The sequence below is a fragment of the Massilia sp. Root133 genome (genome assembly GCF_001426525.1).
Lineage (GTDB): Bacteria > Pseudomonadota > Gammaproteobacteria > Burkholderiales > Burkholderiaceae_D > Telluria > Telluria orientalis.
In genome coordinates this window covers 23329-43186 of record NZ_LMEW01000013.1, presented here as the reverse complement: position 1 = coordinate 43186, position 19858 = coordinate 23329, and the positions used below count along the sequence as shown (strand labels likewise).

Here is a 19858-nt window from a genome sequence, read left to right as displayed (position 1 = left end):
GGCGCTGACCAAAAAGAAGTGTGTGATTTCAGGAGAACCCATGGAACGCCGTACCTTCCTTAAAATCGGTGCCGGAACCGCCGGTGCCATGCTGGTACCCGTCTTCGGCAACGCCATCGCCGCCGAGGAGCTGCTCACCGCGATGCCCATCGCGGCCAAGAAGGCGCTGGCCGACACCGCGCTGAACGCCGCCACCAAGGCCGGCGCGAGCTATTGCGACGTGCGCATCGGCCGCTATCTCAACCAGTACATCATCACCCGCGACCTGAACGTCGAGAACGTGACGAACACGGAATCGGCCGGCGTCGGCGTGCGCGTGGTGGTCAACGGCGCGTACGGCTTCGCCGCCACCAACGACATGACCCCGGACGGCATCGCGGGCGCGGCGCGCCAGGCGGTGGCGATCGCCAAGGCGAACGCCAGGCTGCAGTCCGAGCCGGTCCGTCTCGCACCGGTCAAGGGCGTGGGCGAGGTGTCGTGGGCAACCCCCATCGTCAAGGACTGGCGCGCGGTGCCCATCAAGGACAAGGCCGAACTGCTGATCGCGGCGAACAAGGCGGGCATGGATGCCGGCGCGAGCTTCATGCAGTCGATGCTGTTCCAGGTGAACCAGCAGAAGTATTTCGCATCGACCGACGGTTCGTACATCGACCAGGACGTGCAGCGCCTGTGGGCGCCGTTCTCCGCGACCGCGGTGGACAAGGCCAGCGGCAAGTTCCGTTCGCGCAGCGGCCTGTCGACGCCGGTCGGCATGGGCTACGAATACCTGGACGCCCGCAAGGAAGACAAGATCAAGGCGGCGGGCGGCGTCGCCACGTTGTACACGAAATCGTACGATATCGTCGAGGACGCGCGCGCCGCGGGCCGCGACGCCAAGCGCAAGCTGACCGCGAAGTCGGTCACGCCGGGCAAGTACGACCTGATGCTGTCGCCGGAACACCTGTACCTGACGATCCACGAATCCGTCGGCCACCCGACCGAATTGGATCGCGTGCTGGGCTACGAGGCGAACTACGCCGGCACCAGCTTCGCCACGCTGGATAAATGGGAGTCGAAGTCGTTCAAGTACGGCTCGCCGCTGGTGAACATCGTCGCCGACAAGACGACCCCGGGCTCGCTGGGCAACGTGGGCTACGACGACGAAGGCGTCAAGACCAAGCGCTGGGACATCATCAAGGACGGCATCCTCGTCAGCTACCAGGCCACGCGCGACCAGGCGCACATCATCGGCAAGGAAGAATCGGACGGCTGCTCGTACGCGGACAGCTGGAGCAACGTGCAGTTCCAGCGCATGCCGAACGTGTCTCTGCAGGCCGGCAAGAAGAAGCTCACGCCCGACGAGATGGTCAAGGACATCAAGAAGGGCATCTACATCGTGGGCGACGGTTCGTTCTCGATCGACCAGCAGCGCTACAACTTCCAGTTCGGCGGCCAGCTGTTCTACGAGATCAACAACGGCAAGATCGGCCAGATGCTGGAAGACGTGGCATACCAGTCGAACACGCAGGACTTCTGGAATGCGTGCACGGCGATCTGCGACGAGCGCGATTGGCGCATGGGCGGCTCCTTCTTCGACGGCAAGGGCCAGCCTCCGCAGATCAGCATCGTGTCGCACGGGTCGTCGACCGCGCGCTTCAACGGCATCAACGTCATCAACACCGCCCGCAAGATCGGCTAAGGGGACCTGCATCATGACCATCCTGACCCAGGAACAGACCAAACACATCACCGACCGCGTCCTCTCGTTCTCGAAGGCCGACGAATGCATCGTCACCGTGAGCGGCAGCCGCAACGGCAACATCCGCTTCGCGCGCAACCAGGTCTCCACCGCCGGCCTCGCGGACGACACCAACATCTCGGTGACGGTCGCTTTCGGCAAGCGCCAGGGCACCGCCACCATCAACGAGTTCGACGACAAGTCGCTGGAAAAAGTCGTGCGCCGCGCCGAGGACCTCGCCCGCTTGGCGCCGGAGAATCCGGAATTCATGCCGGCCGTGTCGAAGCAGGAGTACAAGGCGTCGCAGACGTTCAGCGCGAAGACGGCCGCCATCGATCCGGACTTCCGCGCCCAGACCGCGGCGTATGCGATCGAAGCCTGCAAGAAGAACAAGCTCGTCGCCGCCGGCTTCTTCACGGACGGTAACCAGTTCTCCAGCGTGGCCAACTCGAACGGCGTGTATGGCCACCAGCAGCAGACGAGTCTCGATTTCACCTGCACCGTGCGCACGGAAGACGGCCGCGGCTCCGGCTGGGTCAAGCGCTCGGCCACCGACGCGAACAGGTTCGACGCGCGCGAAGCGGCCGATGTCGCGATCGAAAAGGCGCTGCGCTCCGTCGACGCGAAAGCACTGGAACCGGGCCGCTACACCGTGATCCTGGAACCGGCGGCCACGTCGGAGCTGCTCGGCTACATGCTGTTCGGCTTCGATGCGCGCCAGACCGACGAAGGCCGCAGCTTCCTGTCGAAGAAGGGCGGCGCCTCGCGCCTGGGGGACAAGCTGTTCGACCAGCAGGTCAACATCTGGGCCGACCCGTGGAACCCGGACGTGCCCGTGCTGCCGTGGGACACCGAGAACCTCATCGCGCGCAAGCGCATGGACCTGATCAAGGACGGCAAGGTCAACGCGCTGAACTACTCGCAGTACTGGGCCAAGAAGAAGGGCGTGCCGGCGACGGCCACGCCGGGCAACATCATCATGGCCGGCACGGACAAGTCGACGGCGGAGCTGATCGCCAACACGAAGAAGGGCGTGCTCGTGACCCGCACGTGGTACATCCGCATGGTCGATCCGCAATCGGTGCTGCTGACGGGCCTGACCCGCGACGGCACGTTCTACATCGAGAACGGCAAGATCAAGTACCCGATCAAGAACTTCCGCTTCAACGAAAGCCCCGTCACGATGCTCAACAACATCGAGGAGATCGGCAAGCCGGTCGTCATCGGTGGCGACGAGGTGCCGTTCCAGATGCTGATTCCGCCGATGAAGGTACGCGACTTCAACTTCACGTCGCTTTCGGACGCGGTGTAAAAATAAGCACGTCGTCCCCGGACTGGCCGTCCGCCTTGGCGGGGACCCAATTTCGTTTGCGGCATGGTTTCACGCCGCAAGGCCGCATACCTTACTTGGGTTCCCGCCTCCGCGGGAACGACGGTTTTGCGGTAATGGAGAATTCATGGAACGCCGTACCTTCCTCAAAATCGGTGCCGGCACGGCCGGCGCCATGCTGGTCCCCGTGTTCGGCAACGCGATCGCCGCCGAGGAACTGCTCAATCCCCTCGCGTTGAGCTTCAAGAAGTCGCTGGCCGACACCGCGCTGGACGCCGCGAAAAAAGCGGGCGCCTCGTACTGCGACGTGCGCATCGGCCGCTACCTGAACCAGTACATCACCACGCGCGACCTGAACGTCGAGAGCGTGACGAATACCGAATCGACCGGCATCGGCGTGCGCGTGATCGCCGCCGGCGCCTACGGCTTCGCCGCCACGAATTCCCTGACCCCAGACGCCGTCGCCGGCGCCGCGCGCCAGGCCGTGGCCATCGCGCAGGCCAACGCGAAGCTGCAGACGGAACCCGTGCAGCTCGCGCCCGTGAAAGGTGTGGGCGAAGTCGCGTGGGCCACGCCGATCAGGAAAGACTGGCGCACCGTCCCCGTCAAGGACAAGGCCGATATGCTGATCGCCGCGAACAAGGCGGGCCTCGCCGCGGGCGCCAGCTTCATGACGGCGAATTTGTTCCAGGTGAACCAACAGAAGTATTTTGCATCGACCGACGGCTCGTACATCGACCAGGACATCCACCGCCTGTGGGCACCGATCAACGCGACCGCGGTCGACAAGGCGACCGGCAGATTCCGTTCGCGCGCGGGCCTGGCGCCGCCGGTCGGCATGGGCTATGAATGGTTCGACGTGAAGCCGGAGCACAAGGTGCGCGCGGCCGGCGGCGTGGCCACGCTGTACAACGGCGGCTACGACATCGTCGAGGAAGCGAAGAACGCGGGCCGCCAGGCGCGCGAGAAGCTGACCGCGCGGACCGTCGACCCGGGCAAGTACGACCTCGTGCTGGCGCCGGAAAACCTGTTCCTGACGATCCACGAATCCGTCGGCCACCCGACGGAGCTGGACCGCGTGCTGGGCTATGAAGCCAATTACGCCGGCACGAGTTTCTGCACGCTGGACAAGTGGGAGTCCCGTAACTTCAATTTCGGTTCGAAGATCGTCAACTTCACGGGCGACAAGACGGCGCCGGGTTCGCTGGGCGCCGTCGCCTACGACGACGAGGGCGTGCCCGCGAAGCGCTGGGACATCATCAAGGACGGCATCCTCGTCAACTACCAGGCCACGCGCGACCAGGCGCACATCATCGGCGAAAAGGAATCGCACGGCTGCTCGTACGCGGACAGCTGGAGCAAGGTGCAGTTCCAGCGCATGCCGAACGTGTCGCTCGTTCCGGGCAAGCTGAAGATGACCCCGGACGAGATGGTCAAGGACGTCAAGAAGGGCATCTACATCCTCGGCCGCGGCTCCTACTCCATCGACCAGCAGCGCTACAACTTCCAGTTCGGCGGCCAGCTGTACTTCGAGATCAAAGACGGCAAGATCGGCCAGATGCTGGAAGACGTGGCGTACCAGTCGAACACGCAGGACTTCTGGAATGCGTGCACGGCGATCTGCGATGAACGCGACTGGCGCATGAGCGGCTCCTTCTTCGACGGCAAGGGCCAGCCGAGCCAGGTCAGTGCCGTCTCGCACGGCACGTCGACCACGCGCTTCAACGGCATCAACGTGATCAACACGGGCCGCAAGATCGGCTGAAGAGAATGGCGACGTACGACTTCTACTTCACGCGGTTGACGTACGAGTCGGGCGACTGGGACGTGGACCAACGCATGCCCAGCAACGTCCTGAACTCGCTCGTCGAGTACACGACGCTCAGGGTGGATACCGCGGAGCGCATCGTCGCCCTGGCGGATCCGAAGATGCTCGAAGCGCCGTTCTGCTACCTGGCCGGGCACAAGCTCGTCCAGTTCACCCCCGCCGAGCGGCGCAACTTCGAGCGCTACGTGAAGGGCGGCGGCTTCGTGTTCGTGGACGACTGCAACCACGACATCGACGGCCTGTTCGCCAAATCGTTCGAGGCCGAGATGGCGCGCATCTTCGGCCCGAAGGCGCTGCACAAGATCCCGAATAATCACCGCCTGTATTCCAGCTTCTTCCACTTCGACGGTCCGCCCAACACGGCGGTGGAGCTGAACGGCTGGGGCGACGATCTCGTGCACGAATACCTGCGCGCCATCGAGGTGGGTGGCCGCATCGGCGTGCTGTACTCGAACAAGGACTACGGCTGCGAGTGGGACTACGACTTCCGCAACAAGCGCTGGCTCGCGGTCGACAACACGCGGTTCGCCGTCAACATCATTCAATATGCGTTAGGAGCCTAGCAAGTGGCAGAAGCTGCATGGACTGAGAACGAGATCGCCGACCTGACGGCGAAGGTGGACGCGCTCAAGGCGAGCATGGGCCGCGTGATCATCGGCCAGCGCGACGTGATCGATCTGCTGGTGACGTGCCTGTTGGGCGGCGGCCATGCGCTCGTCGAGGGCGTGCCGGGCCTCGGCAAGACGCTGCTCGTGAAATCGCTGGCGCAGGCGACCGACATGCAGTTCCGGCGCGTGCAGTTCACGCCCGACCTGATGCCGTCCGATATCGTCGGCACCGAGATCCTGGAAGAAGACCAGGCCACGCGCCAGCGCGTGTTCCGCTTCCAGCCGGGCCCCGTGTTCACGCAGGTGCTGCTCGCCGACGAGATCAACCGCGCGCCGCCGAAGACGCAATCCGCGCTGCTCGAAGCGATGCAGGAACGATCCGTCACGTTCGCCGGCCAGACGCACAAGCTGCCGAAGCCGTTCTTCGTGCTCGCGACGCAGAATCCGATCGAGCAGGCCGGCACGTATCCGCTGCCGGAAGCGCAGCTCGACCGCTTCCTGCTGCGCATCGACGTCGGCTACCCGACCGAGGATGAAGAGATGATGATGGTCGGCGCGACGACGCACGCCGGCCTGCGCGACGCCGATCCCGCGATGGACCTGGAGACGCTGCTGCGCCTGCAGCTGCTCGTGCGCGACATCGAGATTTCGGACGCGATGCTGCGCTACGCGACGCGCCTCGTGCGCGCCACGCGCCCGGCCGATTCGCCGGTGGACGCGATCCGCAAGCACATCGGCTGGGGCGCCGGTCCGCGCGCCGGCCAGGCCCTCGTGCTGGCGTCGAAGGCGCGCGCGCTGATGCATGGCCGCCTCGCCGTCACGCGCGACGACATCAAAGCGATGCTGCTGCCGGTGCTGGCGCACCGCGTGCTGCGCAACTTCGAGGCCGAGGCGGACGGCGTCGCCATCGCGGACATCCTCGCCGCGCTGCACGCCGGGATCCGGGCCGAGTAAGACATGTTGTCTCCATCGTCGCTGATTGCGCACACGACCAACCTCGACCTCGTGGTGCGCCACGTGCTGGCGGGGCTCGGCCACGGCATCCACGCCGGGCGCGAGCGGGGTGCGGGTGTCGAGTTCTCGGAATACCGGGCCTATGCGCCGGGCGACGAGTGGCGCCGCGTCGATTGGAAACTGCTGGCGCGCGCCGATCGGTACTACGTGCGCGAGGCGGAGCGCGACAGCCACGTCGCCGTCTGGCTCGTGCTGGATGCGACGGCATCGATGGCGGAGCCCAGCCGCAGCATCGAAGGACTCACGAAACTGCAGTATGCGCGCGTGCTGCTCGCGTGCGTGGCCGCCATCGCACAACGCCAGGGCGATGCATTCGGCCTGGTCGTGTGCTGCGGCGAGCGTGCCGATTTCACGCCGGCGGCGCGCGGGCCGCGCCAGCTGCAGCGCGTGCTGGCGCGCCTGAACGGCGCCGACGCGGGCGGCATGCTGCCCGGCGCCGACACCCTGCGCGCCAGCCTGCATTTCAGCCGCGCGCCCGGCGTCGTGTGCGTGGCCAGCGACTTCCTCGACTGGCCGTCGCCGCTGTCCGATGCGCTGCTCCGGTTGCGCCGCATGCGCCACGACGTGCGCGCCCTGTGCCTGCACACGCAGGCCGAGGCGGATGCCGCGTTCGACGCGACGCCGGCTTACCGCGACCCCGAGCACGGCGGCGCCGTCTACCGCTTCGGCCGTGACGTGAAGGAAGCGTACGTCCGCAACCGTGCCGCGCACTTCGACGAGGTCGTGCGCGCGTGCCGCAAGAACGACGTGCCGCTGGTCCAGGCGCGCATCGAGCAGGCGCCCGGTGAAGTCCTGCGCGCCTGGTTACGGAGGGCGCGGGTCGCATGAACGGGATGAGCTTGTGGTGGTGGGCGCTGCCGGTCGTGCTGCTGCCCATCCTGTGGCACCGCCAGAAGCGAGAGCAGACGAAGACGGCCTTGCTTGCCTCGGCACGCTTCCTGCCGGCGGCGGAGCCGAAGCAGCAGCGCGTGTGGCGCTGGCACGACGTGATCCTGCTGGCGCTGCGCTGCCTGCTGCTGGCGACCCTGATCGCGCTGCTGGCCGACCTCGTGCTGGCGTGGCGCGGGGACACGGTGCTGGTCGTGCCGGGGACGCCGCCGGCGGTCGTCGCCAAAGAGGCTGGCCAGCGCATTACCTTGCCCGATCGCGACGCCGTGACGTGGCTGCATGCGCACGAGCGCGAATTCGAACCGGGTGCGCGCCTTGTCGTCGTCGGCGATGCCGTCATGCCGGCCGTGCTGCCGCGCTTCCGTCACGCCGTCGAGTTGCGCACGGTGGCGGCGCCTGCCGCACCGGTCGAACGTCACGTCGCCGTCTTCAGCGACCGCGTCGACGACTGGCGCCGGCTGTTCGCGGCGGCCGAGGGGCCGTGGCATATCGTCGTGGATGCGGCGCCCGGCCCGCGTACGGAACTCGTCGTGTGGGACCGGTCCGACGCGCCGCCGGCCGGCCTGCGCGCACCGCTGTGGCGCGCCGAGCCGCCGCACGACGCCGACGGTGCCCGCGCCCTGTTCGCCGCGTGGCAGCGCCAGTATCTCGGCGTACGACCCTACACGGCGCCCGCACAGGCGCTCGCGCCGGATGCCGCCGCGCCGGCCGGACCGGCCTCCGGTGCGCTGCGCCATTGGCTGGGCCTCGCGCTCGTCGCGCTGTTCGCACTCGAAAGGATCGTGACCCATGTCCGGCGCCGTTGATCTCGCGCGCCGCTTGTGGCGCACCGCATTGCTGCGCCGGGCCGGCTTGTGGTTCGTCGGCGCGCTGCCCTGGCTGCTGCTGCGCTCCGGCCCCGGCCTGCTGGCGTGGTCCGCGTTCTGCGCGTGGGACGGCCTGCACCTGCAACGCCGCGTGGCGCATGGCTGGACGCACTGGGTCGACGGCGCCGTGCCCGAGATGGAAGACAGCGCCGGGCTGCTGGCGGAGGAACCGGAGACGCCCGTCGCGCGCCTGCAGCGCGAGCGCCTGCTGAAACGCATCGACGCCGCGCTGCCGCCGCGCCGCGTGCGCGCCATCGTGGCCGCGCACGTGCCGTTCGGCTGGACGTGGCTGCTCGCGAATCTCGCGCTCGCGGGGCTGGCGTGGGGTTCGGCCTTGCTGCCGCACGCGGCGGGTCCGCACACTGCCGCTCATGCGGCCGGACGGCCGGCAACCGCGCCCACGACGCATGCGGGACTGGTCGTGAAACTGGCGCCGCCGTCGTACACGGACGTGGCGCCATCGTCGTCCACACCGAAGGATGCGCAGGTGCCCGAGCAGACCGCGGTCGAATGGTGCCTCGACGACCCACGGAAGGCGGATGAGACCATCGAACTGAGCGACGGCCAGGCCCTGCACGCGGGACCGGCGTGCGCGCGCTGGACGGCGACGGAGTCCATCTTCTGGCGCTGGCGCGGCACGCGCTACACGCTGAAGGTGATCCCGGACCAGCCGCCCGAGATCGCGATCACGCAGCCCAACGAGATGACGAAGGACCTGCCGCGCGATGCAAAGAACGCGGCCATCGTGGTGACCGTCACCGACGACTACCGCGTCCAGCAGGCCACGCTGCACCTCACGCTGGCGCGCGGCAGCGGCGAGAACATCCGCTTCAGCGACCGCGAACTGCCGCTGCCCGCATCGACCGACCCGCGCCGGCGCAGCTGGAGCCGCGATTGGCTGCTCACGGACCTCGGCATGGAGCCCGGCGACGAGTTGTACTTCTTCGTGCGTGCCAGCGACAACGCGGCGCGGCCGCACACGGTGCAATCGCCCACGGTCACGCTGCGCCTGCCCGCGCCGCCATCGGAACAGGTTGAAGAGACGACGGCGCTGCCCACGCTCGTCAAGCCGGAAAGCCTGCGCAGCCAGCGCCAGGTCATCATCGACACGGAGCAGCTGGTGGCGGACATGCGGTCGAAGAAGATGCGAGAGGACGACGTGCGCGAGCGCAGCGAAAGCATCGCCGCCGACCAGGCCGCGCTGCGCCGCCGCTACGGCCAGTTCCTCGGCGAGGAATCCACGTTGTTCGGCAAGGACGACGACCATGATGAAAAGCCGGGTGCAAAGCTCGACGTGCTGCACGAATTCGGCCACGCGCACGACTCGGTCGAGAACGCGACCCTGTTCGACGACGCGACGAAAAAACTGCTGCGGCGCGCGCTGTCCGCGATGTGGGACGCGGAAAAGGCGCTGCGCGCCATCACGCCGAAGACCGCGCTGCCGCCCGAGTACAAGGCGCTGGACGCGATCAAGGCGCTGCAGCAGGCGGAACGCATCTATCTGCACAAGACGGCGTTCGCGCCGCCGGCGATCAAGGAGGACAAGCGCATGAGCGGCGACATGGCCGGCGCGGCCAGCTACAAGCGGGCGCAGTCGGACGCCGCGGAGATCGTGCCGGCGAACCTGCGCGACCTCGTGCAGGCGCTCGGCGGCGACGGTCCGCTGCCCGTGTTGTGGACGCGCACGGCGCATGACTGGGTGCGCGAGCGCATCACGGACGACGAGCAGCGGCTCGCGGCGCAGCGGGCGATCCAGGACGTGGCCGACGGCAAGCCGGCCGCGCGTGCGCAACTGGCCGCGTGGCTGCGCGGCGGCGTGCTTGACGCGCCCGTGCTGCTGCAGGCGCGGCCCGTCGTCGAGACGCCGTTCGCGAAAGCGCTGCAAGGAGGCGGGCGATGATTGCCATTGCCGCTGTCGTCGTTGGCGTGCTGGCCGCGCTGGGGTATGCCGCGCGCCGGCACTGGATCGATGCCGTGCTGGCGCTGGTCGCGGGCGTCGCGCTGGCCGGCATGGTCGGAGAATTTTCGTTGCCGGGGGAGGCGGGGACCACGCTGACGGTCGATGCGGCCGACCCGCCGCGCACGCTGGCCGGCGTGCGCATCTTGCGCCTGGCCGGCGACGGTCTGCGTGCGGCCGAGTGGGACGACCTGCCGGCCCGTCCGCTCGACTGGAACAAGCCCGACACCTCGGCGATCGATCTCGACTTCCCGCGCACGATCGCGCTGGGCCGCGTGTTCACGCTGAGGGTGCACCGTTCGTGGTCCGCGCCCGGCCGCCTGCAACTGCTGGCGGAGAACGGGCAAGTATTGGCCGAAGCGAAAGGCGACACCGACCTCGCCGTGCAATGGCTGCCGCCCGTCGCGCAACGGCTCGTGCTGAGGGCGCGCCTGCTCGACGCCGCGGGCAAGGTCGTCGATGAAGGCCCCGTGCCGTTCACGGTGACCGATCCCGCGCCGCTGCAGGTGCGCGGCCGGTTCGGCGCGCCGTCGTTCGACCTGCGCGTGCTGGACGACCTGCTCGCGGCGAGCGGCGCCGTCATCGACTGGCAGGTCGAACTGGGCAAAGGACTGGGACGTGCGGAGACGGCGCGCGCGGAAATGGACAAGCCCGAGCTGGAGATCGTCGACGCGGCCTGGTTCGAGCGGGCCGGCGCCGCCTCCCGCGATGCGCTGCTCGCGCGCGTGGCAGGCGGTGCGCGGCTGCTCGTGCTGGGCGCGAATGCGCGCGATGCGAGTACGTGGGCGCGCAGCGTGAAATTGCCGCTGGCGCCGCAGCCGGCCAACAAGACCATCGACACGGTGCTGCCGATGGCGTCCGCCGGCCTGAATCCGAACGGCGACCGCGCCGGCGAGTGGATCGGCGAGGACGGCCTGTGGACGCGCGACTGGAAAGACGGCCGCATCGCCTGGCTGGGCCTGGGCGACTGGCACCGCCACGCGATCGCGCAACCGCGCCAGCTGGCGCTGTGGTGGCAGGACGTTCTCGACCGCCTGCGCGTGCAGCGCCGCGCGGACGTCGCGTGGCTCGATCCGGAGGAGATGCCGCTGCCGCAGCGGCGTCTCGCGATCTGCGCGCGCGGCGTGAGCGGGAGCGTGACCGTGGCGGAACTGAAGCAGACACTCGCCTGGCAGCGCCGCCCGGAACACGTGGACGCCGCCTGCGTGGCCGTGTGGCCGGCGGCCAGCGGCTGGCTCCATCTGCGAACGGGCACGAACGACGGCCAGGTGTACGTGTATGCGCCGGGCGACTGGCCATTGTGGCAACGCAGCGAACGCCGTGCGGCGACTGCGCAGTATGCGGCGCGCACGCCGGCGCCGGTCGCACCGGGTACGCGGCCGCTGCCCGTGTGGCCGTTCGGCGTCGCGTTCGCGCTGGCCATGCTCTCGCTGTGGTGGCGCGAACGGAGGTGAGCCGGCATGAATTTCCCGAACGTGCGATGATCGTTCATCGTCTTTCGATCCATCTCCGCCATGTCTGAATCCACCAACGCCCCACGTCACCCCGACGGCCGTTTCCGCAACGTCGTCCCGCGCCGCCGCCAGGGCATCATGGAGATGCTGGCGCTGTTCTGGAAAGTGTCGACGACGAAGCCGAAGACGGCGGCGCCCGACCAGCCGCTGCCCGTGCAGCCGGTGACAAGGGCCGACATCGAATCCGCGCCCGACGCGAGCCTGTGGCGCCTGGGCCATTCGACGATGCTGTTCAAGCTCGCCGGCCGCTACTGGCTCACGGATCCCGTGTTTTCCGAGCGCGCGGCGCCGGTGCAGTGGGCCGGTCCGAAGCGTTTTCACGCGCCGCCGATCGGCATCGAGGCGCTGCCGCGGCTGGCCGGCGTGATCCTGTCGCACGACCATTACGACCATCTGGATTACGACAGCATCAAGCGCCTGATTCCCAAGGCCGACCGGTTCATCGCGCCGCTCGGCGTGGGCGACCGCATCGTCCGCTGGGGCGTCGATCCGGCGAAGGTGCGCCAGCTCGACTGGTGGCAGTCGACCGATGTCGAGGGCCTGCGCCTGACGGCGGCGCCGTCGCGGCATTTTTCCGGCCGGAGCCTGAGCGACGGCGACCGCACGTTGTGGGTGTCGTGGGTGATCGAAGCGGCGGGACTGAAGCTGTTCTTCAGCGGGGACACGGGTTACCACGACGACTTCAAGACCATCGGCGAGCGTTTCGGCCCGTTCGACGTGACGTTCGTCGAAAACGGCGCCTACAACGCGATGTGGCCCGAGGTGCACATGCTGCCCGAGGAGACGCTGCAGGCGCACCTGGACCTGCGCGGGCGCTGGCTGGTCCCGGTCCACAACGGCACGTTCGACCTGGCGCTGCATCCGTGGTACGAACCGTTCGAGCGCATCGCCGATCTTGCGCGCGCGGCCGGCGTGAAGCTGGCGACGCCGATGATGGGCGAGCGCCTTGCGCTCGCGCAGCCGCAGGAGGGCGCCGACTGGTGGCGCGAGGCGATGCCCGCGCCGGCCCTGCCGCTCACGCACCCGGCGCGCTGACCACCAGCTTGCGCTTGCCGTTCGGCGCCAGCGGGATGTCGCTTTCTTCCTGCAAGGTGATGTCGAACCGGTCGCCCCAGCGGCGCCGCTGGGCGTCCAGCAGGAAGGCGCGCTGGGCGGCGTCGAGCGGGCCGTGGCGTCCCACCACCGCGAGGACGATCTCGCCGGGACGCCGCTGGCGCACCTGGTACAGGCGCACGACGTCCCACGTGGCTTCGTCGATGACGATAGAGAGGCCGGGGATGCGGTTGCCCGCGCGGTCGACCAGGAATTCCTGCGCGCGCCCATCGATGGCGGCGCAGCGGCCGCCTGCCTCGATCACGCCGTAGTCGCCGGTGCGGTAGCGGATCAGCGGCATCACGTCGTTCCACAGCGAGGTGCCGGCGATTTCCGCGCGCTCGCCGTCCCAGCGGTTTTCCGACCAGCCGTACAGGGGCTGGAAGCGATAGTCCGCGCCCGCAAGCCCGGTGCATGTGGCGAAGGCCAGGTTCGTGCGTTCCGACAGGCCGTAGTTGAGCGAGACGGGGCAATCGAACAGCCGGCGCAGCGCCGCCAGTTGCGCGGGCGTGACGGGCTCGGACGCCAGCAGCACGGCGCGCACGCGGACATCGAGGTCGCCGGGATCGAGCAGTTCGGCCAGCGCCGCCGCGGAGCTGGGATACGCGTGCACGTAGTCCGGGCGGAAGCGGTTGATGGCCGCGAGGATGGCGGCGCGGTGCGCGGCGCCGACGTGGTAGGGCGACAGCATCAGGCGGTTGCCCGCCACACGCACCGGCGGCTCGTGCGCGTGGCGGCGTGCGTCGGCGCCGATGCGCAGGATGCGCGATTTGTCGAACGAGAAGCCGAAGCGCCCCCACTCGTGCGCGAAGAAGGCTTTTTCGATGTCGGCCAGGCGCTTGTTGCGCCACATGCCGATGCCCTGGCCGGACGAGCCGCCGCTCGTCGCGTACAGCAGCCGGCGTGGGTCGAGGCGGCTGTCGAGGAAGTCGCGCTGCCGCGCCATCACCTCGTCCTTGGTCAGCCAGGGAAAGGCGGCCAGCACCTCGGCGAGCGGTTCGTGCGCCGCCTCGGCGACGCCGAGCCGCACGGTGCGGCGGTAGTGCGGCACGTGCGCGAGCGCGTGCACGAGGATGCGGCGCAGGCGGCGCCGCGCGAGGGCATCGATGGCCGCGGCGTCGCCGGCGAGCAGCGCGCGCAGGCGGAAATAGTCCGGGTGGTACAGCAGGCGGGCCGGAAGATACGGGCGCCACGCGTAGTAGCGGCGCGCCAGCCAGCCGTACAGGGCGGCGCGTTCAAGCATCGAGCAGGCGGCGGAAGTCGGCCGCCGACGCGTCGCCCAGCCCGAGGCTCGCCAGGGTGCGCGCCTCGGGTGCGCTGCGGAAATCGCGGTCGAGCAGGCCTTCGGCGATCACGATCAGCGCATCCGCCACCGGTGTCGGCACGTCCATCAGGCGGCCGATCGAGGACAGCAGGGCGAGGCCCATCGGCACGTCTTCCGTGATGAAGCGCGTCTCCATGCTGGCCGGTCCTTTCGGGCCGCCTTCCCGCGCGTAGCGGCGGAACACGGCCAGCGCGGGTTCGTCCAGGTCGTCGGCGTTGCGGAAGCGGCACTCGTTTAAATACGGCGACGGCTGGCCACCCGTGGCCGCGATGACGGCGTTCTTTTCCGCGTCGAGCCGCGCCAGCAGGCGTAGGACCGAGGGCGTGAACGCTTCGCGGTACATCCAGAATTCGCCTTCCGCGTATTCGATGCGGCTGGCCGAGAGCAGCGTGCCGATGGTGTGCACGACGAGGTTCGGATTGTGCAGCGCGGATTCGACCACGTTGGTGCGGGTCGCGACATACGTCGGGAACAAACGGGCCGCGCGGGCCAGACCCTCGGCCGCGCGGGCCCGCGGCATGAAGGCCAGCGCGTTGCGCACGTTGCGGAACAGGATGTCGACGGTGCCCGGCGCGACGAGGCGTGCGTCGTAGGGCAGGCTTTCGCCTTCCGCCAGCAGGAACCCGGCGCGGGCCTGCCAGGGCAGGAAGTGGAACGAGCCCAGGTAGCCGGGCGCCAGCAGCACGAGCGGGCGGCCGTCGAGCCGGGGGCCGATCAGCGCGGCGACGTGCGGATGGCACTGCGTCTGCGTGGTGACGACGACGGCGTCGGGCGCGATGCCGAAGGCTTCGTCCGGATCGCGCGTGGCGAGCGCCAGCGCGGCCGTGCGCGGTGTGCCGTCGCCGGCCTTGCCGTGCACCGTGATCGCGCGTGTTGCGGCGACCGCGTCGAAGTTCTCGTCATGCAGCGCGCGCGACGTCTTGAGCAGGGCGACACGGTGACCATCCAGCGCCAGCAGGGCCCCGAGCGCGCAGCCGGCATTGCCGGCGCCAACCATTAACACGTTCATGCTTGAGCTCCGTCAGAATCGTCGATGACGTTTCATGACAATGCCCATTACACTTTTGGTTGAGTTGCGCTGGCTCAGTCGTATGCGCCGCGCATGACGGAACTATTTGCGGTAGCGGTAGGTCTGCAGGGGACCGTCCGGGAAGCTGACGGTCTCGGCGGCGATGGCCCCGGCTTTCAATGCGACGCGGCGCGACGCTTCGTTGCCGGGCTTGATCAGGCTGATCAACGACGTCATGCCCAGCGTGCCGAACGCGACGTCGCGCACGGCCCGCGCCGCTTCCGTGGCGAGACCGCGGCCGCGCAGCGCGGGCACGATCATCCAGCCCAGTTCCGCTTCGTCCCACCCGGCCGGATGGAACAGGCCGACGCGGCCGACGAAACTGCCGTCGGCGGGATCTTCGAGCATCCACGCGCCGTAGCCGCGCATCTGCCAGTGCCCGATCAGCATGGCGAGATGCAGCCAGGCGTCCGTCCGGTCGAGCGGGCGGCCCTGGCCGATGTAGCGCATCGTGTACGGGTTCGCATGCAGGGCCGCGAATGCCCCCGCGTGGCGGGCTGCCGGGACGACCAGTTGCAGGCGCGCGGTGCGCAGGAGCGAGATGTCGGTGGCCATGCCCCATGCTAGCCCGAGCGGGGCCGGGGCCGGCGCACGATCAGCCGGCGTGGTCGCGCATCCACTCCTTCAACCCGTTGACCCAGCTCTTGGCCGGCAGGTTGTAGCGCCGCTTGATGTCGGCCGCGCGTTCGTACAGCACGGCGAAGTCGATCTGCGGCGCGTCCTTGAACGCGACGACGACGATGTTGGCGTCGTGGACCTCGGGCAGCCAGACGACGGCGTCGAACGCATCGCGCATCGCATCGAGGTTCTTGTCGTAGTTGGAAAAATCGCCGAACACGTTGGCGGTCATGACGCCCCCGCTCTTCAGGCAGGCGGCGCACGCGGCGTAGAACTCGGGCGTATCGAGCACGGGGCCGCGCGCTTCCTCGTCGTACAGGTCGACCTGCAGCACGTCCACCGTGCCGTGATTGGCCTCGTCCATCACGAAGTCCAGCGCATCCATCTCGCGCACGTCCAGGCGGTCGTCGTCGGACGGCAGGCCGAAGTGTTCGCGGCAGATGGCGATGACGTTCGGATTCAGCTCGACGGCCGTCACGCGCGCCTGCGGAAAGCGCAGGTGGGAGAACTTCGTCAGCGCGGCGCTGCCGAGGCCCAGTTGCACGATGCGGCGCGGATTCGGCAGGAACAGCATCCACATCATCATCATCTGGACGTATTCCAGCTCGATCGCATCGGGCCGCGCCAGCCGCATCGCGCCCTGCACCCACGAGGTGCCGAGGTGCAGCGAGCGCACGCCTTCGAATTCGGTGATCGTGGCCGGCGGGTGGCCGGGCCGGGCGAAGCGGGGATCCCTGGCGTTGGTCATTACGGCAGCGACCACGCGTACTGGACGGGCTGCCACGCCGCGACCGTATGGCCGTTCTTCAGCGTGGGCTTGAAGCGGCACAGCCGGAGCGCGGCTTCCGCGGCGTGGTCGAGGATCGCGTAACCGCTCGACTTGAGCAGGCGCGATTCGCGCACGGTGCCGTCGCTGCCGACCAGGAAGGCCATCATCGACACGCCGCTCATGCGCGCCTGCAGCGCTTCCTGCGGATAGGCGGGCGGCGCGCAATGCTGGCCCGGCACCTGCTGCTGCGGCGGTTGCTGCGGCTGCGCGGGCGCAGAGGCCGTACGGGTGGCGGGAGACTGGACGCAGCCGGCCAACAGCGCCAGCGCGGTCATGCAAAACAAAGGTAGTCGGATCATTCCTCGCGTACTCCAACGTCGACGAAACCGGGAGTATCGCACGATCGTGCGCTTTCGCGGCAAATTCGGGGTCAGAGCACATTATAAATGGTCGTTGCGCTCAACCTCGCCTATTGTGCGGGTAAGTACGTGGAACGGCGTTCAACCGGCGGAATGGCGTCAAAAAAAAGGGACCTGACCCCGAATCTGAGCAATTTCCTAAAACCGGGCTCTGACCCCGAAGTGTCGAGTTCAGGCGGGCAGGATCAGGGTGACGGCCAGGCCGCCGCCCTCGCGGTTGCCGAGGGTGATGCGGCCGCCGTGGGCTTCGGCGATTTCGCGCGCCAGCGCCAGGCCGAGGCCCGTGCCGCTGCGCTTCGTCGAGTAGAACGGGACGAGGGCGTTCGTCAGCACGGCGTCGTTCATCCCCGTGCCGCGATCGAATACGTCGATGCGGACCACGTCCTGCACGCGCCGTACGTGCAGCTCGACGTCTTCCGGACGCGAGCCGGATTCGTGCGCGTTCTTCAGCAGGTTGAGGAGCGCCTGTTCCATCTGCGCGCGGTCGATGTGCGCCGGAGATTCCGGCAGTTCTCCGCCCAGGCGGAACGCCACCTGGCCCGCGAGGCCGGCCACGAAATCGGCCCACGCGATCGTCTCCAGGCGCGGCGCCGGCAGCTTGGCGAAGCGCGCGTAGCCGAGGATGAAGCTCTCCAGGTGGCGCGTGCGTTCGCCGATGGTCTGCAGGATCTGCGGCAGGCGCTCCGTCTGGCCGCGCCGCACGAGCTCCGCGCCGGAGTGGGCGAGCGATGCGAGCGGGGCCAGCGAATTGTTCAATTCGTGGCTGATGACGCGGATGACTTTTTTCCACGTCTGCACTTCCTGGCGCCGCAGTTCGGCCGTCAGCTGGCGCAGCAGCAGCAATTCGTGGCGCCGGCCGTTCAGGCTGAAGTTGCGGCGGGCGAGGTGGTAGACCTCTTCCTCTTCGCCGTCGCCGGCCGTGAACAGGCCGTCGCCGCCGCGCGCCAGCGCTTCCACGAGGGCCGGCGTCTTTTGCAGCACGTCGTGCAGCGCGTGGCCTTCCAGTTTATGGCCCTCGAACAGTAGCTGGCGCGCCGCCACGTTCGCGTAGACGATGACACGGCCGGCGGCGCCCGGCGGCTCCGTCACGAGCAGCATGGCGACGGGCGTGTTCTGCACCATCGTGTCGAGCAACAGTTCGCGCTGCACGAGGTCCAGTCTCTGCTCGCGCAGCACTTCGCCCAGCGCGTTGTGGGCGGCGATGAGGTCCGACAGTTCGTCGTTCTGCGGCCAGTGCAGGCTGAACGAAAAATCGCCGTCGCGGTAGCTGGTGACCGTGCCCTCCAGCGCGCGGAACAGCGACAGGATCGGCTGCACCTGCGAGCGCAGGGTGATGATGGAAATCGGCACGACGCACAGCAGGCAGATGCCCAGCACCGCGAGCGGACGGCCCGGCAGCAGATGGTCGAGCGCGAGCGCGATGATGATCCCGACCGCCAGCAGCGTGCCGACGAGGGCCGACCAGCGCGTGACGAGCGACAGCCGGAATTTCATGCGGCGCGGGCGATGCCGAGCCGCTCCATGCGACGATACAGGGCCTGGCGCGACAGCCCGAGTTCCGCGGCCGCCTGCGCGATCACGCCGCCCGCGCGCGCGAGCGCCTGCGTGATCGCCTCGCGGTCCGGTTCCGCGTCGAGCGCGGCATGGGCCGGCAGCGGCAGGCCGAGGTCGGGCGGCTTGATCACGTCGCCCTGGGCCAGCAGGTTCGCGCGCGCCATCACGTTCTTCAGTTCGCGCACATTGCCTGGCCAGTTGTGCGCGAGCAGGGCGGCTTCCGCGCCCGGATGCAGGGTCTTGCCGCGCGGGAGGAAGCCGTGCGCCAGCGGCAGGATGTCGCCGGGACGCGCGGCCAGCGCCGGCAGCTTCAGTTCGATCACGTTCAGGCGGTAATACAAATCTTCGCGGAAGGTGCCGGCGCGGATCATCGCCGCGAGGTCCGCGTTCGTCGCGCTGATCACGCGCACCTTCACCTGGCGCTCGCGGTTGGAGCCGAGGCGCTCGAAGCGCCCGGTCTCCAGCACGCGCAGGAGTTTCATCTGGCCGGCCAGCGGCAGGTTGCCGATCTCGTCGAGGAACAAGGTGCCGCCGTCGGCCGCCTCGAACTTGCCTTCGCGCGCCTTCGACGCGCCCGTGTACGCGCCGGCGTCGGCGCCGAACAGCTCTGCCTCGATCAGTTCCGACGGCAGCGCGCCGCAGTTCAGCACCACGAACGGGCCGTCGCGGACCATCGAATTCGCCTGGATGATTTCGGCGATGCGTTCCTTGCCCGTGCCGTTCGGCCCCGTGATCAGGACCGGCACGTCGGCGCGCGCCACCTGGCAGGCGAGGCTCAGCACGCGCTCCGTGGCCGGGTCGGCCCACACGAGGCCACGCAGGTCGAACTGCTGTTCCAGTTCGCGCCGCGCGCGGCGTTCGCGCTGCAGGCGCTGGCCCAGTGCGCGGTTGGCCTGTCCCAGTTCGATCAGGTTCGTCACCGTCGCGAGCAGGCGGTCGTCGTTCCACGGCTTCGACAGGTAATCGGCGGCGCCGGCCTTGATCAGGTCGACGGCCGCGTCCAGGTGCGTCCACGCCGTCAGCAGGATCACCGGCAGGTCCGGATATTCTTTCCGGATCGCGCGGAACAGCGCGACCCCTTCCTCGCCCGACGTGGTGTCGGCCGTGAAGTTCATGTCCTGGATGACGAGATCGACTTGTTCGCGCGCGAGGAGGGCGAGACCTTCCTCGGGCGAGGCGGCGCGCAGCGAGGCGATGTCGTGCAGCGAAAACAGGACGTCGAGCGCGATGCCGACGGCGGCGTTGTCATCGATGATCAATACGGTAGGCATGCCCGCTAGCATATCACTGC

Annotated in this window: 17 protein-coding genes; 10 read left to right on the top strand and 7 right to left on the bottom strand. The window is 68.6% G+C overall.

Going from position 1 to position 19858, the window contains the following annotated elements; genetic code table 11:
- The first annotated feature begins 40 nt into the window (after positions 1-40).
- The 10 genes from ASD28_RS13700 (at position 41) to ASD28_RS13655 (ending at position 12757) form a co-directional block, all read left to right on the top strand.
- Complete coding sequence (locus ASD28_RS13700; RefSeq protein WP_056128602.1) at positions 41-1678, top strand: TldD/PmbA family protein; 1638 nt, start codon at positions 41-43, stop codon at positions 1676-1678.
- A 13-nt stretch (positions 1679-1691) separates the two neighbouring features.
- Positions 1692-3029, top strand: coding sequence for a TldD/PmbA family protein (locus ASD28_RS13695; RefSeq protein WP_056128598.1), 1338 nt, complete (start codon positions 1692-1694; stop codon positions 3027-3029).
- Between the two features lie 145 nt (positions 3030-3174).
- The gene (locus tag ASD28_RS13690) at positions 3175-4812 is read left to right on the top strand and encodes a TldD/PmbA family protein (RefSeq protein ID WP_056128594.1); all 1638 of its coding nucleotides are present in this window, start codon (positions 3175-3177) and stop codon (positions 4810-4812) included.
- Between the two features lie 5 nt (positions 4813-4817).
- Positions 4818-5438 (top strand): DUF4159 domain-containing protein, encoded by a 621-nt coding sequence (locus tag ASD28_RS13685; RefSeq protein WP_036240140.1) that lies wholly within the window; start codon positions 4818-4820, stop codon positions 5436-5438.
- A gap of 75 nt (positions 5439-5513) precedes the next feature.
- Positions 5514-6437 carry a MoxR family ATPase gene (locus tag ASD28_RS13680; RefSeq protein WP_082577342.1) on the top strand — a complete coding sequence of 308 codons (924 nt, stop codon included), beginning with the start codon at positions 5514-5516 and terminating at the stop codon, positions 6435-6437.
- Positions 6438-6440: 3 nt separating this feature from the next.
- Positions 6441-7325, top strand: a complete 885-nt coding sequence (locus ASD28_RS13675) for a DUF58 domain-containing protein (protein ID WP_056128589.1) — start codon at positions 6441-6443, stop codon at positions 7323-7325.
- On the top strand, positions 7322-8191 hold the full coding sequence (locus tag ASD28_RS13670; RefSeq protein WP_229412392.1) for a BatA domain-containing protein: 870 nt from the start codon (positions 7322-7324) through the stop codon (positions 8189-8191). The genes ASD28_RS13675 and ASD28_RS13670 overlap by 4 nt, the downstream gene beginning before the upstream one ends.
- Positions 8175-10151, top strand: coding sequence for a DUF4175 family protein (locus tag ASD28_RS13665; RefSeq protein ID WP_056128581.1), 1977 nt, complete (start codon positions 8175-8177; stop codon positions 10149-10151). Before ASD28_RS13670 ends, ASD28_RS13665 begins: the two co-directional genes overlap by 17 nt.
- On the top strand, positions 10148-11662 hold the full coding sequence (locus ASD28_RS13660; protein ID WP_056128578.1) for a hypothetical protein: 1515 nt from the start codon (positions 10148-10150) through the stop codon (positions 11660-11662). Before ASD28_RS13665 ends, ASD28_RS13660 begins: the two co-directional genes overlap by 4 nt.
- Before the next feature lie 60 nt (positions 11663-11722).
- Positions 11723-12757: an MBL fold metallo-hydrolase gene (locus ASD28_RS13655; RefSeq protein WP_056128574.1), complete on the top strand. Its 1035-nt coding sequence runs from the start codon at positions 11723-11725 to the stop codon at positions 12755-12757.
- Here ASD28_RS13655 and ASD28_RS13650 read toward each other — a convergent pair.
- From ASD28_RS13650 to ASD28_RS13620, 7 genes are all read right to left on the bottom strand, one after another.
- A complete protein-coding gene (locus tag ASD28_RS13650; protein ID WP_056128571.1) occupies positions 12738-14057 on the bottom strand; it encodes an AMP-binding protein in 1320 nt (439 codons plus the stop codon). The genes ASD28_RS13655 and ASD28_RS13650 overlap by 20 nt on opposite strands.
- Positions 14050-15147 (bottom strand): NAD/NADP octopine/nopaline dehydrogenase family protein, encoded by a 1098-nt coding sequence (locus ASD28_RS13645; protein WP_056128568.1) that lies wholly within the window; start codon positions 15145-15147, stop codon positions 14050-14052. Before ASD28_RS13645 ends, ASD28_RS13650 begins: the two co-directional genes overlap by 8 nt.
- Before the next feature lie 102 nt (positions 15148-15249).
- The gene (locus tag ASD28_RS13640) at positions 15250-15762 is read right to left on the bottom strand and encodes a GNAT family N-acetyltransferase (RefSeq protein ID WP_056128565.1); all 513 of its coding nucleotides are present in this window, start codon (positions 15760-15762) and stop codon (positions 15250-15252) included.
- 40 nt (positions 15763-15802) lie between these two features.
- Entirely contained in the window at positions 15803-16573 is a 771-nt protein-coding gene (locus ASD28_RS13635; RefSeq protein ID WP_056128562.1) for a spermidine synthase, read from the bottom strand.
- Positions 16573-16953, bottom strand: a complete 381-nt coding sequence (locus ASD28_RS13630) for an energy transducer TonB (protein WP_082579137.1) — start codon at positions 16951-16953, stop codon at positions 16573-16575. Before ASD28_RS13630 ends, ASD28_RS13635 begins: the two co-directional genes overlap by 1 nt.
- A gap of 231 nt (positions 16954-17184) precedes the next feature.
- A complete protein-coding gene (locus ASD28_RS13625) occupies positions 17185-18507 on the bottom strand; it encodes a PAS domain-containing sensor histidine kinase (protein WP_056128556.1) in 1323 nt (440 codons plus the stop codon).
- Positions 18504-19838 (bottom strand): sigma-54 dependent transcriptional regulator, encoded by a 1335-nt coding sequence (locus ASD28_RS13620; protein ID WP_056128553.1) that lies wholly within the window; start codon positions 19836-19838, stop codon positions 18504-18506. Before ASD28_RS13620 ends, ASD28_RS13625 begins: the two co-directional genes overlap by 4 nt.
- Between the last annotated feature and the right edge of the window lie 20 nt (positions 19839-19858).

Coding starts and splice junctions, on each gene's coding strand:
- ASD28_RS13700 (WP_056128602.1), top strand. CDS start 41: ATGGAACGCCGTACCTTCCTTAAAATCGGTGCCGGAACCGCCGGTGCC.
- ASD28_RS13695 (WP_056128598.1), top strand. CDS start 1,692: ATGACCATCCTGACCCAGGAACAGACCAAACACATCACCGACCGCGTC.
- ASD28_RS13690 (WP_056128594.1), top strand. CDS start 3,175: ATGGAACGCCGTACCTTCCTCAAAATCGGTGCCGGCACGGCCGGCGCC.
- ASD28_RS13685 (WP_036240140.1), top strand. CDS start 4,818: ATGGCGACGTACGACTTCTACTTCACGCGGTTGACGTACGAGTCGGGC.
- ASD28_RS13680 (WP_082577342.1), top strand. CDS start 5,514: ATGGGCCGCGTGATCATCGGCCAGCGCGACGTGATCGATCTGCTGGTG.
- ASD28_RS13675 (WP_056128589.1), top strand. CDS start 6,441: ATGTTGTCTCCATCGTCGCTGATTGCGCACACGACCAACCTCGACCTC.
- ASD28_RS13670 (WP_229412392.1), top strand. CDS start 7,322: ATGAACGGGATGAGCTTGTGGTGGTGGGCGCTGCCGGTCGTGCTGCTG.
- ASD28_RS13665 (WP_056128581.1), top strand. CDS start 8,175: ATGTCCGGCGCCGTTGATCTCGCGCGCCGCTTGTGGCGCACCGCATTG.
- ASD28_RS13660 (WP_056128578.1), top strand. CDS start 10,148: ATGATTGCCATTGCCGCTGTCGTCGTTGGCGTGCTGGCCGCGCTGGGG.
- ASD28_RS13655 (WP_056128574.1), top strand. CDS start 11,723: ATGTCTGAATCCACCAACGCCCCACGTCACCCCGACGGCCGTTTCCGC.
- ASD28_RS13650 (WP_056128571.1), bottom strand. CDS start 14,057: ATGCTTGAACGCGCCGCCCTGTACGGCTGGCTGGCGCGCCGCTACTAC.
- ASD28_RS13645 (WP_056128568.1), bottom strand. CDS start 15,147: ATGAACGTGTTAATGGTTGGCGCCGGCAATGCCGGCTGCGCGCTCGGG.
- ASD28_RS13640 (WP_056128565.1), bottom strand. CDS start 15,762: ATGGCCACCGACATCTCGCTCCTGCGCACCGCGCGCCTGCAACTGGTC.
- ASD28_RS13635 (WP_056128562.1), bottom strand. CDS start 16,573: ATGACCAACGCCAGGGATCCCCGCTTCGCCCGGCCCGGCCACCCGCCG.
- ASD28_RS13630 (WP_082579137.1), bottom strand. CDS start 16,953: ATGATCCGACTACCTTTGTTTTGCATGACCGCGCTGGCGCTGTTGGCC.
- ASD28_RS13625 (WP_056128556.1), bottom strand. CDS start 18,507: ATGAAATTCCGGCTGTCGCTCGTCACGCGCTGGTCGGCCCTCGTCGGC.
- ASD28_RS13620 (WP_056128553.1), bottom strand. CDS start 19,838: ATGCCTACCGTATTGATCATCGATGACAACGCCGCCGTCGGCATCGCG.